Origin of the sequence: Geomobilimonas luticola (genome assembly GCF_018476905.1) — a bacterium.
Lineage (GTDB): Bacteria > Desulfobacterota > Desulfuromonadia > Geobacterales > Geobacteraceae > Geomobilimonas > Geomobilimonas luticola.
Genome location: NZ_JAHCVK010000017.1, coordinates 1 through 22,312, shown reverse-complemented (window position 1 = coordinate 22,312; position 22,312 = coordinate 1). Strand labels below are relative to the sequence as shown.

Annotated in this window: 14 protein-coding genes; 9 read left to right on the top strand and 5 right to left on the bottom strand. The window is 61.3% G+C overall.

What is annotated here, in order from left to right:
* The 8 genes from KI810_RS16935 to KI810_RS16900 form a co-directional block, all read left to right on the top strand.
* On the top strand, positions 1–2,622 hold a 2,622-nt coding region (locus KI810_RS16935), incomplete at its 5' end, for an SDR family NAD(P)-dependent oxidoreductase (RefSeq protein ID WP_214176755.1).
* 3 nt (positions 2,623–2,625) lie between these two features.
* Entirely contained in the window at positions 2,626–9,549 is a 6,924-nt protein-coding gene (locus KI810_RS16930; protein ID WP_214176754.1) for a type I polyketide synthase, read from the top strand.
* A complete protein-coding gene (locus KI810_RS16925) occupies positions 9,546–10,589 on the top strand; it encodes a 3-oxoacyl-ACP synthase III (protein ID WP_214176753.1) in 1,044 nt (347 codons plus the stop codon). Before KI810_RS16930 ends, KI810_RS16925 begins: the two co-directional genes overlap by 4 nt.
* A 242-nt stretch (positions 10,590–10,831) precedes the next feature.
* Complete coding sequence (locus tag KI810_RS16920; RefSeq protein WP_214176752.1) at positions 10,832–11,740, top strand: alpha/beta fold hydrolase; 909 nt, start codon at positions 10,832–10,834, stop codon at positions 11,738–11,740.
* Positions 11,737–13,380: a fatty acid CoA ligase family protein gene (locus KI810_RS16915; RefSeq protein WP_214176751.1), complete on the top strand. Its 1,644-nt coding sequence runs from the start codon at positions 11,737–11,739 to the stop codon at positions 13,378–13,380. Before KI810_RS16920 ends, KI810_RS16915 begins: the two co-directional genes overlap by 4 nt.
* A 209-nt stretch (positions 13,381–13,589) precedes the next feature.
* Positions 13,590–14,585, top strand: a complete 996-nt coding sequence (locus tag KI810_RS16910; protein ID WP_214176750.1) for an NAD-dependent epimerase/dehydratase family protein — start codon at positions 13,590–13,592, stop codon at positions 14,583–14,585.
* Positions 14,582–15,283 carry a 4'-phosphopantetheinyl transferase family protein gene (locus tag KI810_RS16905; protein ID WP_214176749.1) on the top strand — a complete coding sequence of 234 codons (702 nt, stop codon included), beginning with the start codon at positions 14,582–14,584 and terminating at the stop codon, positions 15,281–15,283. The genes KI810_RS16910 and KI810_RS16905 overlap by 4 nt, the downstream gene beginning before the upstream one ends.
* A 325-nt stretch (positions 15,284–15,608) precedes the next feature.
* Complete coding sequence (locus KI810_RS16900) at positions 15,609–16,622, top strand: DUF481 domain-containing protein (RefSeq protein WP_214176748.1); 1,014 nt, start codon at positions 15,609–15,611, stop codon at positions 16,620–16,622.
* 88 nt (positions 16,623–16,710) lie between these two features.
* Here KI810_RS16900 and KI810_RS16895 read toward each other — a convergent pair whose 3' ends face one another.
* From KI810_RS16895 to KI810_RS16875, 5 genes are all read right to left on the bottom strand, one after another.
* Positions 16,711–17,493: a hypothetical protein gene (locus KI810_RS16895; protein WP_214176747.1), complete on the bottom strand. Its 783-nt coding sequence runs from the start codon at positions 17,491–17,493 to the stop codon at positions 16,711–16,713.
* Positions 17,494–17,632: 139 nt separating this feature from the next.
* Complete coding sequence (locus KI810_RS16890; RefSeq protein ID WP_214176746.1) at positions 17,633–18,742, bottom strand: DUF2275 domain-containing protein; 1,110 nt, start codon at positions 18,740–18,742, stop codon at positions 17,633–17,635.
* Complete coding sequence (locus KI810_RS16885) at positions 18,742–19,323, bottom strand: RNA polymerase sigma factor (protein WP_214176745.1); 582 nt, start codon at positions 19,321–19,323, stop codon at positions 18,742–18,744. The genes KI810_RS16890 and KI810_RS16885 overlap by 1 nt, the downstream gene beginning before the upstream one ends.
* 172 nt (positions 19,324–19,495) lie before the next feature.
* Positions 19,496–19,858, bottom strand: coding sequence for a putative quinol monooxygenase (locus KI810_RS16880; RefSeq protein ID WP_246525797.1), 363 nt, complete (start codon positions 19,856–19,858; stop codon positions 19,496–19,498).
* The gene (locus tag KI810_RS16875) at positions 19,828–21,321 is read right to left on the bottom strand and encodes an alpha-amylase (RefSeq protein ID WP_214176744.1); all 1,494 of its coding nucleotides are present in this window, start codon (positions 21,319–21,321) and stop codon (positions 19,828–19,830) included. Before KI810_RS16875 ends, KI810_RS16880 begins: the two co-directional genes overlap by 31 nt.
* A 224-nt stretch (positions 21,322–21,545) precedes the next feature.
* Between KI810_RS16875 and KI810_RS16870 the strand changes: the two genes are divergently transcribed.
* On the top strand, positions 21,546–22,046 hold the full coding sequence (locus KI810_RS16870; RefSeq protein WP_214176743.1) for a pyridoxamine 5'-phosphate oxidase family protein: 501 nt from the start codon (positions 21,546–21,548) through the stop codon (positions 22,044–22,046).
* Positions 22,047–22,312: the final 266 nt, after the last annotated feature.

The window sequence follows — 22,312 nt, the reverse complement described above, 5'->3', positions numbered from 1 at the left end:
ATGGGTATGGACGCGGATCTGGGGATCGATTCCATCAAGCGGGTCGAGATTCTTTCCACTCTCCAGGAGCGCCTCCCCGGCTCGCCGGCCATCGGGCCCGAACACCTCGGGACCCTCCGCACCCTCGGTGAGATCGCCCGTCACCTGGGCGCCGGTGCCGCACCACAGACCGAACCTGTTTCCGTCCCCGTTGTCGACGCGGAACCTGCCGCACCGGCAGAGAGTGCGAAACCGGCCATTCCGGCTCCCCCCATCGGACGAAGCACCATTGTCCCGGTCTCTCTTGACACTGAGGGTCCCGCCCTGTCCGTGGCGACCGGCGGCGAATTCTGGGTTACCGACGACGGTTCCCCCCTTGCAGCGGAGCTCTGCACCATACTTAACGATCGCGGTTTCACGTCTCGCCTGATCTCTCACCACGAGCAACCCCACCACTCTCCCGCCACCCTGACGGGGCTTGTCATAATCGCACCGCTTCTGGGAACCGATGACCTGTTCCTTGAAGAGGCGTTTCTCCTTCTCCAAGAAGCCGCACCGGCCCTGCGCCAGGCGGGGACAGCCGGAGGCGCCCTCTTCGCGACCATTTCACGTCTCGATGGAGCATTCGGGTGCGCTCCGGAAAGGCAACTCACAGACCCGCTCTCCGGAGGGCTTGCCGGGCTTGCCAAAACGGCCGGCCACGAATGGCCGGAGGTTGCCTGCAAGGCCATCGACCTGGGCCCGTTCGCCGATCCTTCGCGTGTGGCTCGCGCCGTTGCCGACGAGCTTTTCCTGTCCGGACCGGTGGAGGTGGGGCTCACACCCGAAGGTCGTTTATCGCTCGCCCTTGCCGAATTGCCGGCAGCTCCGGTTCCGGCGGCCATACCCGTCGCCAAGGGAGACATGATCGTCGTCACCGGCGGCGGACGTGGTGTGACAGCAGCGGCAGCAGTCGCTCTCGCTGAAGCATGGCAACCTGTTCTCCTCATCCTGGGGAGAAGCGCAGCACCGTCGACTGAGCCCGAGTGGCTCCAGAATCTCACGGAAGAGCCGCGCATCAAGCGCGCCATTCTTGAGCAGGCAGGTGGAAAACTCCACCCGCGGGAGATCGAGGAACGCTTCCAGGCGGTAATTGCCGGTCGCGAGCTCTCCGCAACCATGGCGAGAATCGCAGCGGCAGGTGGGCACGCACTCTACCGGTCCGTGGATATCCGTGACGGAGCGGCAGTCGGGGCCGTTGTGGAGGAACTCCGCCAGGAATACGGGCCGGTCAGGGGGATCGTCCATGGCGCAGGGGTCCTGGCCGACCGTCTCATTGCCGACAAGTCGCGGGAACAGTTCACTGCCGTCTACGGCACCAAAGTAGACGGGCTCCGGGCGCTTCTGGCCGCCACCCGGGATGACAGCCTCCGGTTCATTGCCCTCTTCTCCTCGACCACCGGCCGCTTTGGCAGGACCGGCCAGGTGGACTATGCGGTCGCCAACGAAGTCCTCAACAAGCTCGCCCAGGTGGAAATGCGGCGCCGCCCGGCCTGCCGGACGGTGAGCATCAACTGGGGCCCGTGGGACGGCGGCATGGTAACGCCGGCCCTCAAAAAGGTCTTTGCCGGCGAGGGGATTGGTCTCATCGGCCTGGCGGAGGGGGGCGATTTCCTTGTCAGGGAAATCGCCGCAACGGACAGCCCGGTCGAAGTGGTCGCCCTTGCTGCCGCTCCAGGTGAGCCTGCAGCGGCCCAGCCCGCAGTACGTTCGAAGGGCCTCACCGAAGCGCTGACCCTGACCCTGACCGTGAAGGACTACCCCTTCCTCCGCTCCCATGTCCTCGACGGTAAGGCCGTCCTTCCCATGGCGGTGATCGTGGAATGGCTTGCCCACGGTGCACTCCACGGCAATCCGGGTTTCCGTTTCCACGGGTTCAACGACCTGCGCATCTGCAAAGGGGTTGTCTTCGACCAGTCGACCCCCTGCACCATCCAGCTCATGGCGGGGCGCGCCGAAAAACGTGAATCGTTCTATCTCGTACCGGTCGAACTCCACAGCACGGGCAGGAACGGGCAGACTATCCTCAATGCACGGGCCGAGATAGTCCTGGCGACACGGCTCCCCGAGGGGATCAGGTCCATCATCGAACTCCCCACGACCCCCTACGCACTTCATAACGGCAAACTGTACGACCGGGAACGACTGTTCCACGGTCCCGACCTGCACGGCATCGAGCAGGTCGACGGCTGCTCGCCCAAGGGGATCGCCGCTGCCGTAAAGATCGCCCCTCCCCCCACAAGCTGGATGAAACACCCGCTCCGGAGCGCCTGGCTCACCGATCCTCTGGTCATCGACAGCGCATTCCAGCTCATGATCCTCTGGAGCTTCGAGCGGTTCGGCGCCGGTTCACTCCCCTGCTTTGCCGGCCGCTACCGGCAGTTCCAGGAATCCTTTCCCGAAGAAGGGGTCCAGGTGGTCATCCGCGTGACCGCAGAGCGCGAACACGGCGCCACTGCCGACATGGAGTTTCTGGATCGCCACACGGGAAAACTGGTCGCACGGCTGGAAGGATATGAATGCGTCATCGACCCCTCGCTGGAGCGCGCGTTCCAGCGCAACCAGCTGTCGCAGGCGGGCAGCGTGGAACGGGGAGCCGCCTGACCTATGCAGCATGCTCCATCAGTGGCGATCGTCGGGATTGGCGGCATCTTTCCCGATGCACCGGATCTCGAACGTTTTTGGAACAATATCCGCACCAGTCGCAGCGCTGCACGGGACGTCCCCCACGGAAGGTGGCTGCTTTCTCCTGAGGCCGCCTTTGGTGAGGACGTGGGAGCGCCGGACCGCGTATATTCGCGCCGCGGCTGTTTCATAGACGCGCTCCCCCCTTCGTCGGAGCTGGACGGCCTCTCCATCGACCGGGAACTTCTGGCCGGCCTTGACCCCCTGTTCCATCTCCTGCTCCATGCGGGAAAGCGGGCGTTCGACGACGGCATCACGGAACGTCTCGACCGTTCCCGTGTTGGTGTCATCATCGGCAACCTGGCCCTGCCGAGCGAGAAATCCGCCGCCCTGACCCGCCAGTGGCTGGGGAGGACGTTCGAGGAGAAACTTCTCGGCAGGTCCCTTGACCCGGCACAGACCGAACCCCTGAATCGCTACGTCGCCGGCCTTCCCGCCGGCATCCTCTCCCACGCCCTCGGTCTTGGTGGCGGCAGCTGTACCCTCGATGCCGCCTGCGCTTCCTCTCTGTACGCCATCAAGCTCGCCGCCGACGAACTCCTTGCCGGCCGTGCCGACGCCATGCTGACCGGCGGGCTCTCCCGCCCCGACCCCCTCTATACCCAGATGGGTTTTTCCCAGCTCCGCGCCCTTTCCAAGCGGGGCATCTGTTCCCCTTTCGATGCCGCCGGCGATGGCCTCGTGGTCGGCGAAGGTGCCGGCCTGTTCCTGCTCAAGAGGACCGAGGACGCCCTGGCTCACGGCGACAGGATCTACGGGGTAATCCGGGGGATCGGCCTTGCCAACGATGTGGGGGGAAGCCTGCTAGCCCCCATGTCCGAAGGGCAGCTGCGCGCCATGCGTGCCGCCTATGCACAGGCAGGATGGAACCCCGGCGACGTGGATCTTATCGAGTGCCATGCCACCGGGACGCCTGTCGGCGATGCCACCGAAGTAGCCAGCCTCCGGGAACTCTGGGGCGAAATACCGCCAGGGGATGGACGTTGCGTCATCGGCTCGGTCAAGTCCAACATCGGCCACCTCCTCACCGCCGCGGGCGCAGCCGCACTGACCAAGGTCCTTCTCGCCATGGCAGAGGAAACGCTTCCCCCCACCGCCGGCTTCACATCACCCCAGCCGGCAATGGACCTTGAAAACTCCCCGTTTCGCGTTCTGACCGACAGCACCCCCTGGCACCGGCGAGGCGACGGCATCCCCCGGCGGGCGGCGGTTAGCGCATTCGGCTTCGGCGGCATCAACGCCCACCTGCTCGTGGAGGAGTGGCTTCCCGGGATGGAAGCGTCCCTTTGCACCCCGGTTTCCCCCGCATCACCACAACGCCCCCGCATAGCCGTTGTCGGCATGGATGCGCGTTTCGGCCCCTGGCAGTCACTCCGTGCTTTCCAGGAGCGGGTCCTCGGCGGCGATCCGGACACGATGCCGACAGCACCCTCCCGCAGATGGTGGGGGGCCGAAGAGAGCGCCTGGTTCCGTGAGGAAGGTTACGACCGGACCCCGTTCAACGGCTACTTTCTGGATGACGTGGCTGTTGCCGCCGAACAGTTCCGGATACCGCCACGGGAGATCGAGGAGATGCTTCCCCAGCAGCTTCTCATGCTCAACGCAGCCGCGGGAGCGCTGACCGATGCCGGTATGAGCCGGGAGGACAACCTCCGCGCCGGGGTCTTCATCGGCATCGCCCTCGACCTCAACTCGACCAACTTCAGCTTCCGCTGGTCTCTCGCCGAACGGGCAACGACATGGGGCAAAGAACTGGGGCACGACCTTCTTCCCGATGAAGCGGCGGAATGGACCGCGTCGCTCCGCAACGCCGCCGGACCGCCACTTACCGCCAACAGGACCATGGGTGCCCTCGGGAGCGTGGTCGCCAGCCGTATCGCCCGGGAATTCAGGGTAGGCGGCCCCAGCTTCACCCTGTCCAGCGAAGAAAATTCCGGTATCCGGGCACTGGAGGCCGCCACCCGTCTTCTCCAGGCCGGGGAAATCGACCGGGCGCTCGTTGGCGCCGTCGATCTGGCCGGTGACCTGAGGGCGGTCCTCGGCCAGCACGAGGTTCGACCCTGCTCCCCCTCCGGCCGTGGACTCCCCTTCGACGCCCATGCCGATGGCGGTATCATCGGCGAAGGCGCGGCAGCGGTTGTTCTCAAAAGGCTTGAAGACGCCGAACGTGACGGAGACCGCATCTACGCAGTTATTTGCGGGCTTGGAGCATCCGGCGGCGCTACGGTGATGCCCGACGTGACCACCTACCGGCATGCCCTGGAGCGCGCTTATGCCGATGCGGGCGTGGCGCCGTCTACGGTCGGCCTGCTGGAAACCCATGGCAGCGGCAACCCTGTCGAGGACCGGATGGAAGCCCAAGCGCTGGAGGGATTCTTCGGAGAACTGGATCTTCCCCAACGTTCCTGCGCACTCGCCAGCGTGGCGGGCGACATCGGCCAGACCGGAGCAGCCTCCGGTTTCGCCTCCTTCATCCGGGGATGCCTCGCCCTGCACCAGGAGATCATCCCTCCTTGCCGCGGCGTGGAGACCCCCCTTCCAGGCCTTGTCGGCAGCGGACCATTCTATCTTCCCCCCACCCCGCGCTACTGGCTCCGCAACCGAAGCGACGGACCACGACGTGCCGGCATCAGCGTCTTCGGTGTTGACGGCACCTGTTGCCACGTCGTGCTCGAGGGATGGGATACCAGCACCGACAACGCCGAACCGGACCGTATCACCCCCGTCTCCCGGGAAACCGAATTCCTCTTTACCCTGAGTGGAGACACCCCGGAAATAATTAAACAAAAACTTGAGCAGTTATCACGCAACATACGGGAAAACAAGACAAACACTCCTGCCCTGGCTCGTGAATGGCACAGCCGTGAAGTCACCGCTCCATCCGGTGCGCTCGCCCTGTCCCTGGTCGCCCGAAACCGGGAGGAACTCACCGCACTCATCCACCAGGGGAACCAGACCCTCGCTTCCGGCAGCATCGTTTCCACCCTCTCCCCCCTGCTCCGCGACCGGTTGTTTTATTCGCCGACCCCCTTGGGGAGCGACGCAAAGATCGCCTTCGTCTTTCCCGGCTCGGGGAACCATTACCACGGCATGGCCCTGGAACTCTCCGCCCGCTGGCCCGAGATATTCCGGCGTCAAGACCGGGAAAACCTTAACCTTCGGAGCCAGTTCCAGCCGGAACTCTTCTGGAACGGGCCGCTCCCGACAGAGATAGACGATCACCGGGCCGTCATCTTCGGTCAGGTGGCCACTGGCTGTGCGGTCAGCGATGTCGTCCGCAGCTTCGGCGTTCAACCGTCCGCGGCCATCGGCTACAGCCTGGGAGAATCGGCCGCGCTGTTTGCCATGGGCGCCTGGCGGGACCGGGACGGCATGCTGTCGCGGATGCAGGCATCGACCCTCTTCACCCGCGATCTTGCCGGCGAGTGCCGGGCTGCCCAGCGGACCTGGAAGTTGAAAGAGGGAACCGCCGTAGACTGGAGCATCGGCGTCGTGGAGGCCACTGCCCGCGAAGTCCGTCAGGCCCTGCGCTCCACGGCACACGTCTACCTTCTCATCGTCAATACCCCCGATGAATGTGTCATCGGCGGCGATGCCAAGGGGGTCAAGCGGCTCGTTGCCATGCTCGGCTGCCGGTTCTTCCCCCTGCAGGGGGTTACCACGGTCCACTGCGAGGTGGCACGCGAGGTGGCAGCCCCCTACCGGGACCTGCATCTTTTCCCGACCGCAGCACCACGAGGGATTGCCTTCTACAGCGGGGCGAAGGGACGGGCCTACGACGTAAACCGGGAGAGCGCAGCCGACTCCATCCTCGCCCAGGCTCTCGAGGGGGTCGATTATCCCGCCGTCATCGAGTCTGCCTACGACAGCGGTTTGCGGATATTCCTCGAAATGGGACCGGGAGGCTCCTGCAGCCGGATGATCGACCGCATCCTCGAAGGGCGCCCCCACCTTGCCCGCTCAGCCTGTTTTTCAGGCCAGGACACGGTATCGTCCGTCCTGCGCCTTCTGGGTAACCTGGCAGCCGAACGGGTGCCGCTGGACCTCGCCCCCCTCTATGCGATCCAGCCGTTGCAGGTTCGGACATCGCGACCGGATCACCTCATTCACGTCCGGACAGGAGGTGCGCCGTTTCAGCCACCCCTCCCCGTCCAGCGGCCACAGCCAGTCGCTTCTCTGCCTGAGGACACAGCGCCTGCCCGCGAGCCGGTTACTCCCATGACCGCCCCCTCGGCAGCTCCCAGTACGTCCTTTCCCGCGCCGCTCCAGGTGGATGCAGTTGTCGAACCGGTGTTCAAGGAATTTGCCGCAGCCCAGGAGGCTCGCACCAGGGCACACGAAGCGTACCTCAGCTTCAGCGACGGACTCGCCCGGACCATGGCGGACACCATCGCGTTCCAGCTCTCCGTCCAGCAGGCTATTGAAGGCGCCGGGCCCACGGCGGATTATGCCATGACCGAAACGCAGCTGTACGCACCACCACCTCCGGCTCAACATGTTGCCTTTCCGCGGGAGATGTGTCTCGAATTCGCCCGGGGAAGCGTGGGGCGAATGCTCGGCCCGGATTTCGCTGAAGCCGACAGCTTTCCCACCCGGGTACGGCTCCCCGACGAACCCCTCATGCTCGTCGACCGGATCGTTACGGTGGAGGGAGAACCGAAATCCATGACCAACGGACGGGTGGTAACCGAGCATGACATCCACCCCAACGCCTGGTACCTGGACGGCAACCGGATACCCACCTGTATCGCCGTAGAAGCCGGTCAGGCAGACCTCTTCCTTTCCGGATACCTGGGGATCGACTTCATCACCCAGGGAATGGCGGTCTACCGCCTCCTTGACGCGGTGGTGACCTTCCACCGCGGGCTTCCCGGTCCGGGGGAGACCATCCACTACGACATCCGGATCGAGCGTTTCTTCCGGCAGGGGGACACCTGGCTGTTCCGCTTCTTCTTCGAGGCGACGGTAAACGGCCAGCCGCTGCTCACCATGCGGGACGGCTGCGCCGGTTTCTTCACCCAGGAAGAACTGGATGCCGGCAAGGGGATCGTGCGGCCGGCTCTCGACCTGCGCCCCACAACCGGCATCCGCCCGGCTGACTGGCAGGACCTTGTGCCGATGGCACGGGAAAGCTACGACGCCGCGCAGATCGACCGGCTCCGAGCGGGCGACCTGGCCGGTTGCTTCGGGCCGCTGTTCGCCGGCCTGCCGCTGACCCGTCCCCTGACCATCCCCGGCGGCCGGATGCGTCTGGTCCACCGCGTGCTGGAGATCAACCCCGCAGGTGGCCGGTGCGGCATCGGCCTCATCCGCGCCGAGGCGGATATCCGCCCCGACGACTGGTTTCTCACCTGTCATTTCGTCGACGACCGGGTCATGCCCGGCACCCTCATGTACGAATGCTGCATGCATACCCTCCGCATTTTCCTTCTGCGTATGGGATGGGTGGCGGAAGGCGACGGCGCCATCTGGGAACCGGTGCCGGGTGCAGCCAGCAAGCTCTGTTGCCGCGGGCAGGTACTGGATACTACGAAGCTCGTCACGTACGAGGTCACGCTCCGCGAGATCGGCTATCGCCCGGAACCGTACGTCATCTGTGACGCCCTTATGTATGCCGACGGCAAGCCGATCGTCGAGATCAGCGGTATGTCGGCGCGCCTGATGGGAACGACGAAGGAAAAGCTGCTCGCTCTCTGGCGTAGGGATGTTGCAAGCAAGACCGTTGGACACAGCATCTCAACAACATCAGACGGGAAGAAACCCGCCATCTACACCAAGGAACAGATCCTCGCCTACAGCAACGGTAAGCCGTCCGAAGGGTTCGGCGAGCCATACCGGATATTCGACAGCGAACGAAAGATCGCCCGGCTTCCCGGCCCCCCCTTCCAGTTCATGGACCGGGTCACCGCCGTCAGGGGGGAACCGTGGCAGATGGTCGCCGGAGCCATGGCCGAGGCCCAGTACGACGCACCGACCGATGCATGGTATTTCGGGGCGGATCGCCAGCCCCGCATGCCCTTTGCCGTCCTGCTGGAAGCCGCCCTCCAACCGTGCGGCTGGCTAGCTGCCTACGTCGGTTCGGCCCTCACCTCCCCCACCGACATCTCCTTCCGCAATCTGGGAGGAAGCGCTGTGCAGCACCGGCCGGTAACCCCGGAAAGCGGCACCCTGACCGCTACGGCAACCATGAAGAAAGTCGCCACCAGCGGCGGGATGATCATCCAGGAGTATGACTTCGCCGTGGCGGACCGGCAGGGAGTCCTCTACGAAGGGGAGACCATGTTCGGGTTCTTCTCCCGCGAAGCCCTTGCCAACCAGGTGGGAATCCGTGACGCTGTCATCTACACGCCGTCGGCGGACGAAACGGCCCGGGGGAAAGCGCTTCCCTACCCCCCCGCCCCCCCCTTCCCGGAGCGACAGCTCCGGATGATCGACCGGATCGAACTTCATGTGCCCGACGGTGGTCCGGCAGGACTCGGCTACCTGCGGGGTATCAAGGAGGTAGATCCGGACGAGTGGTTCTTCAAGGCCCACTTCTACGAGGACCCGGTGACACCCGGCTCCCTGGGCCTGGAATCGTTCCTTCAGCTCATCAAGTTTGCCGCCGTAGAGCGGTGGGGATGGCAGGAAGGAACGCTCCTGGCCGCCGTCGCCCCGGGAAGGCGTCACCGCTGGCTCTACCGGGGACAGATCGTACCGGCGAACAGCCTGGTAACGGTACACGCATGGATTACCGCCGTTGATGAACGGGAGCGGATTCTTACCGCCGACGGCTTCCTGGCGGTGGACGGGAAGGTGATCTACCAGATGAACGACTTTACGCTGCAGATGGAGCAGATAGCATGAGATATTCCCGCGTACACATCGAGGCGCTCGGCTACGAGTTGGCGCCGGTAGTGGTGACCTCCGCCGAACTGGAGAAACGCCTTGAACCGCTCTACAAGGCGCTCAGGTTCACGCCGGGCCAGCTCCAGGTGCTGACCGGCATCCGGGAGCGGCGCTGGTGGGAACCGGGATATCCCCTTTCCCGCGGGGCGATCGCCGCCGGGAAAAAGGCCCTCGCTGCCACGGGAATATCCGTTGACGACATAGGCGTACTCGTCTACACCGGCGTCTGCCGGGAGCAGTTCGAACCGGCGACCGCCTGCCGCGTCGCTGCCGGTCTCGGCATCGGTGGAGACACCATGATCTACGACCTGTCCAACGCCTGCCTCGGCGTTCTCAACGGCATCATAGACGTGGCGAACCGTATTGAACTTGGCCAGATCAGGGCCGGCCTCGTCGTCTCCTGCGAAAGCGCCCGGGACATCAACGACATCATGATCGCCGACATGCTCGAAAAACGGAGCATGGACCACTTCGCCTCGTCCCTCGCCACCCTGACCGGCGGCTCGGGAGCCGTGGCGGTCCTGCTCACCGACGGCTCCCTCGGCTCGGCGACCGGCCGGCGACTTCTCGGGGGGATGGCGCAAGCAGCACCCGAGCACCACGGTCTCTGTCTCTGGGGTATCGCCCCGGACGGCCGGGGGGGATATGCCCAGTCCATGCGCACCGATGCGGTTAACGTGATGAACAACGGCGTCGAGCTCGGTCGGCGGACCTGGGAGGCCTTCCTTCCCGAGATAGGATGGAGCACAGAAGACGTTGACCGGGTCATCTGCCACCAGGTCGGCTCGGCGCATCAGAGCACCATTCTGCGGACTCTGGGGATACCCGTCGATAAGGACTTCACTACCTTCGAATTCCTCGGCAACATGGGAACGGTCTCCCTTCCCCTCACCGCCGCCCTCGCGGAAGAGCGGGACATCCTCTCCCCCGGCAACCGGGTCGCCTTTCTCGGTATAGGGAGCGGGTTGAACTGCCTGATGCTCGGGTTGGAGTGGTAGAGGAGAGCGCGTGACGACGGGAGTGGCGGAGTCTCGGGAGTAGAGGGAAAAGGTCGTGCGGCAAGCGGACACCCGCCTGCTGTCCCGAAAACTGCCACTGTCCCGATAGCCAGCAAGGACAGCAAAGAGGAAACCGGTGCTGGTCCGCAGCGCGACCTCGACCGGAGCGGACGAGATTTCGCCACTCCATTCCGGCAGACCGTCTATTTGATTTGATTTACTCCTAGGGGTTCCCGAATTTCATGAACATCGACATCACAAAAGAGTACCCCTTTACCGGCCACCGTCTCGACCTGGACGGCCTTAACTACCACTACCTGGACGAGGGGAGCGGCGATCCGGTCGTCATGGTCCACGGCAACCCCTCCTGGTCCTTCTACTACCGGAACCTCGTCCTCGCCCTGCGTGACCGTTACCGCTGCATCGTCCCCGACCACATGGGGTGCGGCCTTTCCGACAAGCCGGGGGACGACCGTTACGACTATACCCTCTCCCGACGGGTGGACGACCTGGAGCGGCTCCTCGACCATCTGGGTATCCGGGAAAACATCACCCTCGTCCTCCACGACTGGGGGGGGATGATCGGCATGGCCTACGCCGTCAGGCATCCCGAACGGATCAGGCGGCTGGTCATCCTCAATACCGCGGCTTTCCACCTCCCCAAGGAAAAACCGTTCCCTCTCGCCCTCAGAATCTGCCGCGACACGTGGATAGGCGCCCTGCTCGTGCGCGGCCTCAACGCCTTCAGCCTCGCCGCCTCCTTCGTGGGGTGCAAGCGCAACCCCATGCCGACCGACCTGCGCCGGGCCTACCGGTCCCCCTACGACAGCTGGCAGAACAGGATCGCCACACTCCGCTTCGTCCAGGACATCCCCCTGTCGCCGGGCGACCGCAACTACGAGCTGGTGAGCAGCGTCGCGAGGGGGCTCGAACAATTCACCTCTCGCCCCATGCTCATCTGCTGGGGAGAAAAAGACTTCGTCTTCGACCGCCATTTCCTTGCCGAGTGGCAACGGCGCTTCCCCGGAGCCGAAGTCCACAGCTTTGCCGATTGCGGCCACTACATCCTGGAAGATGCGGGAGAAGAGATCGTGCCGCTCATCGCCGCCTTTCTCGACCGCACCACCGCAGTTAAGGCCGGCACTCCGTGAACGCATCCAGCCTCGTCAACATAGCCGGCCACCTGCCGGACATGGCACGCCGGCAACCCGATACCACGGCCATCATCTTTCCCCAAAGGAACCGCCGTCTCACCTTCCGGGAACTGAATATCCTGAGCGACCGGATCGCCCACGGCCTCATCCGCACCGGCATCGGCCGCGGCGTCCGGACCGCCCTCATGGTGACGCCGGGGCCGGAATTTTTCGCCCTCACCTTCGCCCTGTTCAAGGTCGGGGCGGTGCCGGTCCTCATCGATCCGGGGCTGGGGGTGAAAAACCTGAAGAGCTGCCTCGCCGAGGCCGAACCCCATGCCTTCATCGGCATCCCCCGGGCCCACATCGCCCGGCGTCTCTTCGGCTGGGGGAAGGAATCCCTCCGAATTTTCATCACGGTGGGAAGGCGTCTGTTCTGGGAAGGGACGACCCTTGCCGAGCTCCTCGGGCAGAATGAAACGGACACTCCCTTCCCTCTGGCGCCGACGGAAAAGGATGACGTGGCCGCCATTCTCTTCACCAGCGGGAGCACCGGTCCCCCCAAGGGGGCAGTCTACAGCCACGGCAATTTCGCCGCCCAGGTGGAGGCGCTTCGTCGCGTCTACGGCATCGAACCGGGGGAGATCGACCTCCCCACCTTTCCCCTCTTCGCCCTCTTCGCTCCGGCCCTCGGCATGACCGCCGTCATTCCGCAGATGGACTTCACCCGGCCGGGGTCGGTCAACCCCCGCCGGATCATAGCCACCATCAAGGACCATGGCGTCACCACCATGTTCGGCTCCCCCGCCCTTATCAACCGGGTCGGCCGGTACGGTGCGGAACGTGGCATCAGTCTCCCGACCCTGCGGCGGGTCATTTCCGCCGGTGCCCCGGTGCCGGCAGCGGTCCTCGAACGGTTTTACCGGCTCCTCGGCCCCGGGGCGGAGCTTTACACCCCCTACGGTGCCACGGAGGCGCTCCCCGTCTGCTCCATCGGCAGCAGGGAGATTCTTGCCGAGACCCAGCAGATCACCAACGCCGGCGGCGGCATCTGCGTCGGTCGGCCCGTGGAGGGAATTCGGCTCGAAATCATCCGGATCAGCGACGACCCCATCCCTGTCTGGCAGGACTCGCTCCGCGTCGCGGCAGGGACCATCGGCGAGATCATCGTGCAGGGTGATCAGGTGACCCGGAGCTACTACAATCGTCCCGAAGCCGACCGGCTGGCAAAGATCGCCGACCCGGCCACCGGCAGCTTCTTCCACCGCATGGGAGACCTGGGGGGAATCGACGAGGCTGGCCGTATCTGGTTCTGCGGCAGGAAATCCCATCGGCTGCAAACGGCCGACGGACCTTTCTACACCATACCCTGCGAGGCGGTATTCACTACCCACCCCGCCGTCTTCCGCACCGCCCTGGTGGGAGTCGGAGACAGAGGCGACCAGCGACCGGTGCTCTGCGTCGAACTGGAAAAGGGTATCAAGGTTGACCGGGAAACGGTCCGCAAGGAGCTTCTGGCCATCGGCAGCGCCCACATCCACACCCAGCCCATCACCACCATTCTCTTCCACCCGGCCTTTCCGGTGGACATCCGCCACAACGCCAAGATATTCCGGGAAAAACTGGCCGTCTGGGCAACAAGCAAACTTTCATCTTGATCGTAAGCAAGATAATAGAGCATGAGCCTAAGACAAACCAGTAATGGACACAGAAACATCGGAAAAAAACGGATCAAATCGGATTCATACAAAAACCCGATTATGTTTAATCCACAGTCATCCGTTTTTTCCGCTTCTTCCGTGTTCCATTCGCATTGAATTGTATTCAGTTCATCATTGCTACCATTGATAGTTATGGGGTATCGCATATGAAAGCACTGGTAACCGGCGGTGGCGGTTTCCTCGGCGGCACGATCGTCCGGCTCCTCCGGAAGCGGGGTGAATCGGTCCGGAGTTTTTCGCGCCAGGAGTACCCGGCACTAGCTCATCTTGGCGTGGAACAGGTGCGGGGCGACGTCGGGGATCGGGACGCGGTGCTGCGGGCAGCCGAGGGATGCGACATCATCTTTCACGTGGCGGCGAAAGCGGGCATCTGGGGGAGCACCGCGGAGTTCCACCGGGCAAACGTCACCGGCACGGAGAACATCATCGCCGCCTGCCGGCACCATGGTATCGACAGGCTCGTCTTTACCGGCTCACCCAGCGTGGTCTTCGACGGCACGGATGTGGAGGGGGGTGACGAATCCCTTCCCTACCCTTCTCACTACGAGGCCCACTACCCCCGCACCAAGGCCCTGGCCGAACGTCTCGTCATCGCGGCCAACGGTCCCGGCCTGGCCACCGTCTCCCTCCGCCCCCACCTCATCTGGGGACCGGGGGACAACCACCTCGTCCCCCGCATCGTGGCAAAGGGGCGTGCCGGGAAACTGCGGCGGATCGGCACGCGCGACTGCCTCGTGGACACGGTTTACGTGGACAACGCCGCCGCCGCCCACCTCCTCGCCGCAGACCGGCTGGCTCCCGGCTCAACCATCGCCGGCAACTGCTACTTCATCACCAACGGCGAGCCGATCCCTCTCTGGGAGATGGTCAACCGGATACTCGCCGCTGCCGGCGTGCCGCCGGTTTCGGGAAACGTGCCGCCGTCCGTGGCCTACGCGGCCGGCATGCTCTGCGAGGGGCTCTGGTCTCTCTTCAGCCTTTCGGGAGAGCCCCCCATGACCCGCTTCGTAGCACGGGAAATGGCCACCGCCCACTGGTTCGACATCACCGCCGCACGCCGGGTTCTCGGGTACGATCCTGCCATTTCCATCGACGAAGGGCTCGCACGCCTCCGGACCTGGCTTGCCGGGGAAACGGCATGACCTCCCCTCTTACCGTCCTGCCGGGAGAGGTGCATGTCTGGCTCTCCCCTCTCACCACTGATGACGACAGCTTGGCCCGTTTCAAAAACATGCTGTCCCGGGACGAGCTGGCACGGGCAGACCGCCTGCGCGACCGGCGCGCCCGGGAAAACTTCATCGCGGGGCGCGGCTTCCTGCGTGAAACCATCGCAAGGTATCTGGGCAGAGAGCCCGCGTCACTCCGGTTTGAAACGGGGGACCAGGGGAAACCCCGTCTGGTAGGGAACGGACCGCTCCGGTTCAACGTATCACACAGCGGCGGCCTCTGCCTCCTGGCCGTGACAGCCGGCTGTGATGTGGGGATCGACCTGGAACAGCGGCGGGATGATCTCCCCTACCGGGACATGGCCCGGCGCTACTTTTCCCCCCATGAACGGGACGAGCTGTTTAGCCTCCCCGACGGGGAACAACTCGACGCCTTCTACCGCTGCTGGACCCGGAAGGAAGCCTACCTGAAGGGGTGCGGCACCGGCTTCACCCAACCCTCCGACTCCTTCGACGTTTCCCTCCTCCCCGGCTCTCCCCCTGCCCTTCTCGGGCACCGCACCTCCCCCGACGCACCCGCTTGCTGGAAACTTGTCGACATCCCTGTTCCCGATGGATACTGCGCCTCACTCGCCATCGAAGGCGACCTGCCGGTCCTCCGTTTCTTCCCCTGACGTAAGACAACGAAAACCCCGGAAGCCTCGCAAGCTATCGGGGTTTTAATTCATCCAAAGCGTGGAAAATCAGAAATCCAGTGGGCTTCGTGCCTCTTTAATCGTTCTCACCGGGCACAGAAAAATGGCCACAACCTTGGCGGTTCGTTTCCCCCTTGACAAAACTTATCATGGCACCCACAGCTTCAAATACTATATATCTGAAGCTGCATAACTGCATTAGGACTTACCCCTGCTCACTTCTGCACAGGTTTGAGCGACCCTTGCATTTTACTAAAATAAATATATTATAATTAATAAAATACAGAAGGAGGGGGAAAAACATATGGCAAGAACAATAATCGTCGCATCTTTTGCTGCCATCATGCTTATGTGCTTTGCAGTTCAGAAGGTAGAGGCAGATGAAATCATCCTCAACAATGGTAATCATTTAATTGGGACTATAACTGCACTCTCCGGCGAGTACTTTACACTGACTTCAGATTACGCAGAACCTATCAAGATCAAGAAAGGGAGCATCAGCAAAATCTTTACCGAAAATCCAGTGGAGTTACATCTTGCCAGTGGCGAGATTATCAAAGGCAAAATCAGAACCGGCGATGACGGACGCATTATCGTTGAGGAAGGAAATGGCAGGATAACATCAGGAATTGATTTGAAAAGCGTGACAGCAGTCAATCCGCCACCCTCAGAAAAATGGCACGGCAATGTAAATCTTTCCGGAAACCTACAGACCGGCAATACTGACAGAAGCGGCCTTTCGTTCGGGGCTGATGCTATGCGGCGGGGGGATCAGGACCGCTTCAGTATGCGTTTTCTCTATAATATCGCCAATGAAAATCACACGATGACGACACGTAATATTTTTGGCGCTCTACAATATGATTATTTCTTCACCAAGAAATTTTACGGATATCTTGCAGTGGAACTCCTGAATGATACGTTCAAGAACCTCGACTTGAGGGCGGTAGTCGGTCCTGGCGCCGGATATCAAGTATGGGATGATCCCATCAAAGCCCTCTCCCTTGAAGCCGGCATTGCATATTTTTCGGAAAATTATAAGGTGCAAGAGGACAAAAGCTGGTTAACCATTCGTCTTGCAGCCAATTACCGGTACAAGCTGACCGACTGGCTTGTATTTACCGACCGACTAGTCCTTTACCCGAGCCTGAAAAGCATGAGTGACTTCAGTTTACGCAACGAAGCGGCACTGCTGACTGCAATCGGCTCAGGGTGGTCGATGAAATTGGCTGACATTCTCGATTATTCCAACAATCCGCCGGCAGGTACAAAGAGTACTGATTCACTTCTGACAATCGGACTTCAATACGGCTTCTGACAATCCTAGCAGGCTTGGAGAATTTTGACCAAGACAACAAAAGCCCCGTTGGCCATAGGACCAACGGGGCTTTCAGGCAGCCCGCTCCTCAATGCCTCCACGGCGGCGGGGGTGCATACCCGTCATCGGCCCACATCCGGTTTCTCGGCTGCTGGTAGCTGCCGCAGGCGATAATGCCCTTGCGGCAAAGGGTTTCGCGCCACTCGTAGCGGATGTAAATTTTCTCCCGTGCACCCGGTTCCGGATCGAACTCCACCGTACGTACGGGAGAATACTCCTCCCGGCCGTAGCCGGTCCCGGCGCTCTCCTCCATCCGGTCAGCCGATTTGGCTCTCTTTTCCATGGTTGGTGCCGCCGCCGGTGCAGCTCCCGATTTCCCCCGGTATATCTCGACCGGCGGCTCGTAGCGGCGAATCTCAGGATAGACGGCTACGGCGATCACCCCCATGGCCGACTCGTCTTTGAAAGCTGCGGCGTAGGAGTCGGCAGCGGTGGTGAAATAGAAACGGTTGACCCGGTCGTCCCCCGTACGCCACCCGTTGAATTCTCCCACGCCATAGGGTTCGAGAATATACATGCGCTCCCGGTTGCCGAGCCACGACTTCTTCCCCGAGATGATGTTGCGACCATCCACGGCAATCACGATGCCGACCCGCCGGTCCAGCCGGTTGCGCACGACGATGCTGTAGTGGTCACCCTTTATCGCCTCCGCATAGACTTTATGGTTGTTCCCCCTCGCGGCTGCCGGATACAGGGGGAGTTCGCGCCCGTTATCCGACCTGATCCTCACCTCAACCGCATCGCCGATTGAATCCGCCCAGGCACCGACGGCAAACCCCATGAACACCAGAAATAACACCATCGTTCTCATACGTCCCTCCCTGTCCTGCCCGTGTGATTGACTCTTTGCACGGTTAGACAGGGGAGAGACTAAAAATGTTCCGACAAATGGCAATAAATTTCAGGAAACGTGAGATGGCGCTGCTTCAGGTCTGTTAAGTGGGATCAGGTCACCAGCTGATACGCAGCTCGACCGTTTCACCATCCCGTGCTGCGAGCTGCGGCGGCTTACGGAGCACACCGACACGCTCCAGCCGGGCAACAAGAGCCGGGATATCCCGGGCCTCGAACCGCGCCAGGAGCTCATGGGCCGTAGCGCCATACGTGCGGCGCACGATCCTGCCGCGGGCACGGACGACCGCTTCCTCGATCGCCCCGACAGCACCGGCGGGGTCATCGACCAGGAGTGTAATTTCAATTTTCTCTCTTCCCTCTCCCGTTGGTTCCTGCCGGTATTTCGCCGATGGGGCCGGCGACGCCGACTTTTCCATGACCGCCGCGGGAACCCGTTCTTCAGGCTGTCTCAACCCTTCAAAGGCCTTGATTTCTTCCCGGGCGCCTTTTCGCATCTCCATCATGTCGGATTCCCGGAAGGGTGCTGCATCCCTCATCGCCTCCGCCTGTGGTGCTTCCGCCTTCGACCGCCGGGCAGCCTGACCGGAGCCCGGCATTGGTACGGGGTACGCGGGGGGGGAAGGCGCAGCAGGTTGCAGCGACGGGAGAGGGGCCGCTGTCGGGGGTGGCGGAGCGTAGCCCCCCCTTTCTGTTACAGGAGGTGGCGCGACTGCCGGTGCTCCCGGTGCGACAGGTGATTTCGCAGATGGTGGCGGGGAAACGACCGGAGGGGCGGAAGGCTGCTGTTTCGGTGGTGGACCCGGGGGGAGTTGCGGCGCTTCTTCCCGAATTATGGCCGGGGTGTCGGTAAGGGGCACCTGGGGGGCGGTCGTCCGGGCCAGGTAGTAGCCGGTGATGCAGAGAAAGACGATGGCGACCGCTTCCAGGGGGAGCTTGACATGGAGCGGGAAGAAGAGCCGTTTCCAGAGAGCGGGCTTGGGCTCAACACCCCCTTTCACCCGTGCCATGATCTTCGCGGTCATCCAGGGAGGCGGTTCCACCTCGGGAAGGCTTTTCAGGTGCGCGACCGTACGTTCCAGGTCTGCCAGCGCCCCGCGGCAGTTCCCGCACGTTGCGAGGTGCGCCTCTATTTCCGACTTTTCCTTGGCGCTGACGACATTGTCGAGATAGTCGGACAGTCTGCGGCGTATCTCAGTGTGCTCCATCACAGCTCTCCCACTGCCCGTTTCAGGCAGTCCTTCACCATTTCCCTGGCCCTGTACAGCCGGGACTTGACCGTCCCTTCCCGAATCTTGAGAATGGTGCAGATCTCGTCATAGGAAAAATCCTGCAGATCCCTCAGCACGATGGTCTCCCGAAACTCGGCGGCAAGGGTCTTGATGCACCCCTGCAGTTTCTCATGGAGATCGAGCCGCTCCAGACGCTCCAGGGCGGATGGGGCGTGTGAGGGGTGTTCGTGGACCGGGCAATCATCGTCGGCAGAAATCCCATCCAGAGAGAACGGTTCGTGCATACGCTTTGTCTGGATCTGCTGGAAGCGGTTGCGCGACATGTTGACCACGATGCTCGTCAGCCAGGTGGAGAAGCGGGATTCGCCGCGAAAGGAATCGATCTTCCGGAAGGCCGCGACAAAGACGTCCTGCACCACCTCGCAGGCATCATCGTAGTTTCCCGTGATCCTGAAGGCGACGTTGAGCATCCGCTTCTGGTACTTGTTCACCAGCGCTTCGAAGGATGAGATGTCCCCTTTGCGCCAGGACGCTACCAGGGCGGCGTCATCGTCCATAGTGACAACCTGTTCATGACTCATATGATAGGACAGCCCCGCGGCAGAATATGTTCCCGGAACCCGGACAACGCTCCCGTTTAATAGTAGTGCATTTAGAGAAACAGAACAACAAAAAGGGGGTCGGGCGGACAGCCTGACCCCGTCAGATACATTAGCAGCGATGGATGCCTTATGCGACCCGGGTCATTTTGTGCACGGTCTTTGCTTCAATGATGCCATCGACGGCAGTGACGTAGTCCCTGTAATGATCGGTGCGTGTGTGCTTCTCCAGGCTGGCCAAGCTTTCCCATATCTCGTAGAAGACAAAGACTGCGAGGTCATCGTTGTCCTGATGGAGGAGGTACTCGATACACCCCTGTTCGTTCCTGGTCGGCGCAATGAGCTTCAGCAACTCGGACTTTACGGCTTCAATGGAATCCTTCCTGGCTACGAGCCTTGCAATTACGGTTATTGTTGGCATCATTTCCCTTTCTTCCTGGCTGGCAGCAGTCGCTCCGCTTGTTAAAATCCCGAAGGCGACGGTTGCACCCAAACAGACACCTTGCCCCCCGGACATCTGAACTCCCCCCATCCATCGCCATTGGTCACGACAGGAGTCGCTACATGGCCGGTGATGTCGATGTAGGTGGTGTTCCGTTGTCCGACCTCCATCCATTTCCAGCCATCATCGCCATTGCTCATCACTACCGCCATCCCTCCCGGATGGTTTTCATCCCCCAGGCGGGTCCAACCGACGGTATTCGGGTGATTAAAATAGTCGTACTGGGGGCCGTAGGCGTAATGTCGACGGGCATGGAGAAACTTGTCGATCAGGAAGCGGTGGGACGGCAGGGTTATGTGGTACATGTTCCCGTCGCGGCCCTTGTCATCGTACTCGGCGCCGTAGTAATCCGGGAAGAACATGCACGGGTAGCCATCTTTCCGGAGAAGGGTTATGGCGTAGGCAAGAGGCTTGAACCAGGGTTCGATGCACGATTCCAGTGCCTGCAGAGGCTGGGAATCGTGGTTGTCCACGAACGTGACGGCGTGGGTAGGGCGCTCCTTCACCAGCGTGTTGTCCAGAATGAACCGCAGATCATAACTGCGGCCAAGTTTCCCGGCGGAGTAAAAATTGAAGTGCAGCGGGACATCGAACACCGTCAGACGACCGCCGACTTCATTGATGTACCAGTGCAGGGCGGGAAGGCTGTTCGCCCAGTACTCCCCTACCATGAACAGTTCTTTGCCGGCATGCTTTTCAAGGGCATCGTGCCATTCGGGGAAAAACCAGGCGGCGATATGCTTGATGGCATCGAGCCGGAATCCGGCGACCCCCGTGGTATCCAGGTACCATTTCCCCCAGCGGATCAGTTCATCCCTCACTTCCTGGCTCTGGCAATCAAGGTCGCACCCCATCAGGAAGGCATAATTGCCGAACTCCAGGGAGACCTCGTCGTCGAACTGCTTCCCTTCAAAGAGGTAGACGGTGTTGTAATCGGTCGGGTTGTTCGCCTCGTAATCAACTGCATCGAAGTGTCGCCAATGCAGTTCGAAATCCGAGTATTTCCCCTTTCTCCCCGGGAAGGTGAAGTGGGTCCAGGACGTGATATCACTCAGCGGACCCTTGGGGTTGATGCGATCCCCCTTGGCAAAAGGGGTGGCGCGGCTCGGTTCGGCTTTGTCCGCTCCCATGCGATGGTTAAGGACTGCGTCGGCGTAGACCTGCACTCCCGCCTTTTTCAGTGCGGCAACTGCATCCAGATACTCCTGTTTCGTCCCGTATTTCGTGCGTATGGAGCCCTTCTGATCGAACTCTCCCAGATCGTAGAGATCATACACCCCGTAACCGACATCGGTGCCGCCTCCGATCCCCTTGTAGGCAGGCGGAAGCCAGAGGGACGTGATGCCGGCTTCGGCAAGTTCCGTTGCCTTGGATGCGGCAAAATTCCACAGTGATCCGTCTGCAGGGATGTACCAATGGAAATACTGCATCATTACGCCATTAATGTCAGACATTGTTATCTCCTGGGCGTGGAAATACATGTTACCAGCACACTGCGTTAAATATATCACATATTACTTCTGCTTCTGATCATCCTGGCAAATAGCTTCAGTCCGTAGGTTGCACTACCGTTATTCAGCTTGAAGACCGTAACGCCAGATGTTAGTATCTCGTTCATACCTGTGAGGCAACATGCAGAACTCTCTATCATATCCCTACGCGTCAAACATATGACCACATGAAGAACGTCACTCCTGCACAGAGACAAGTGTTGCACTATCTGCGCGATCATAATGTCGCCAACCTGGCCACAGGCGTCGGCACGGACATTTGGGCTTCTGCGGTATTCTATGCCAACGACGGGTATACTCTCTACTTTCTGTCTTCACCTGATAGCAGACATTGTCTCAATTTTGCAAGAAACCCATTGGTCGCGGTAACTATCCAGGAGGATTACGCTGACTGGCGGGAAATCAAAGGGATACAGATCGAAGGGGTGGTCAGTGAAATTTCCGGACCAGAAGAGGCGGTAGCCCGGAGGATTTATGGGGAAAAGTTTCCAGTGGTAGGCAAGCTGGCACTGGCTCCGGCGGCGATTGTCAAAGCATTGGCAAAAGTCAGCTGGTTTAAGATTGTTCCCAAACGCCTCTATTTTATTGACAACTCTGTGTGTCTGGGGCATCGGGAAGAAATTGAGGTGAACTTGCCCCAAACTTATGAAATCAAGCCTTTGCCTTAAATTGTGCTGGCAAACTGCAACATAAACTCCTTCCTGAATAGTCCAACAACCCCTCCAACTACATCAATCCTGAACACATGCAGGATTTCATTTCGCTCCGAAAAAACAAATCCCCGGTACCGTATGGTTACGGTACCGGGGACAGTCTTAAAAGTTCAGCTATAGCTGCTGGAACTTATTGAGTTTTATTGGAGCGGGAAACGGGATTCGAAGGCCTCTAGCAGATTCAGTAAGCTGTTAATTTAATTAATTATTTAAACATGTTG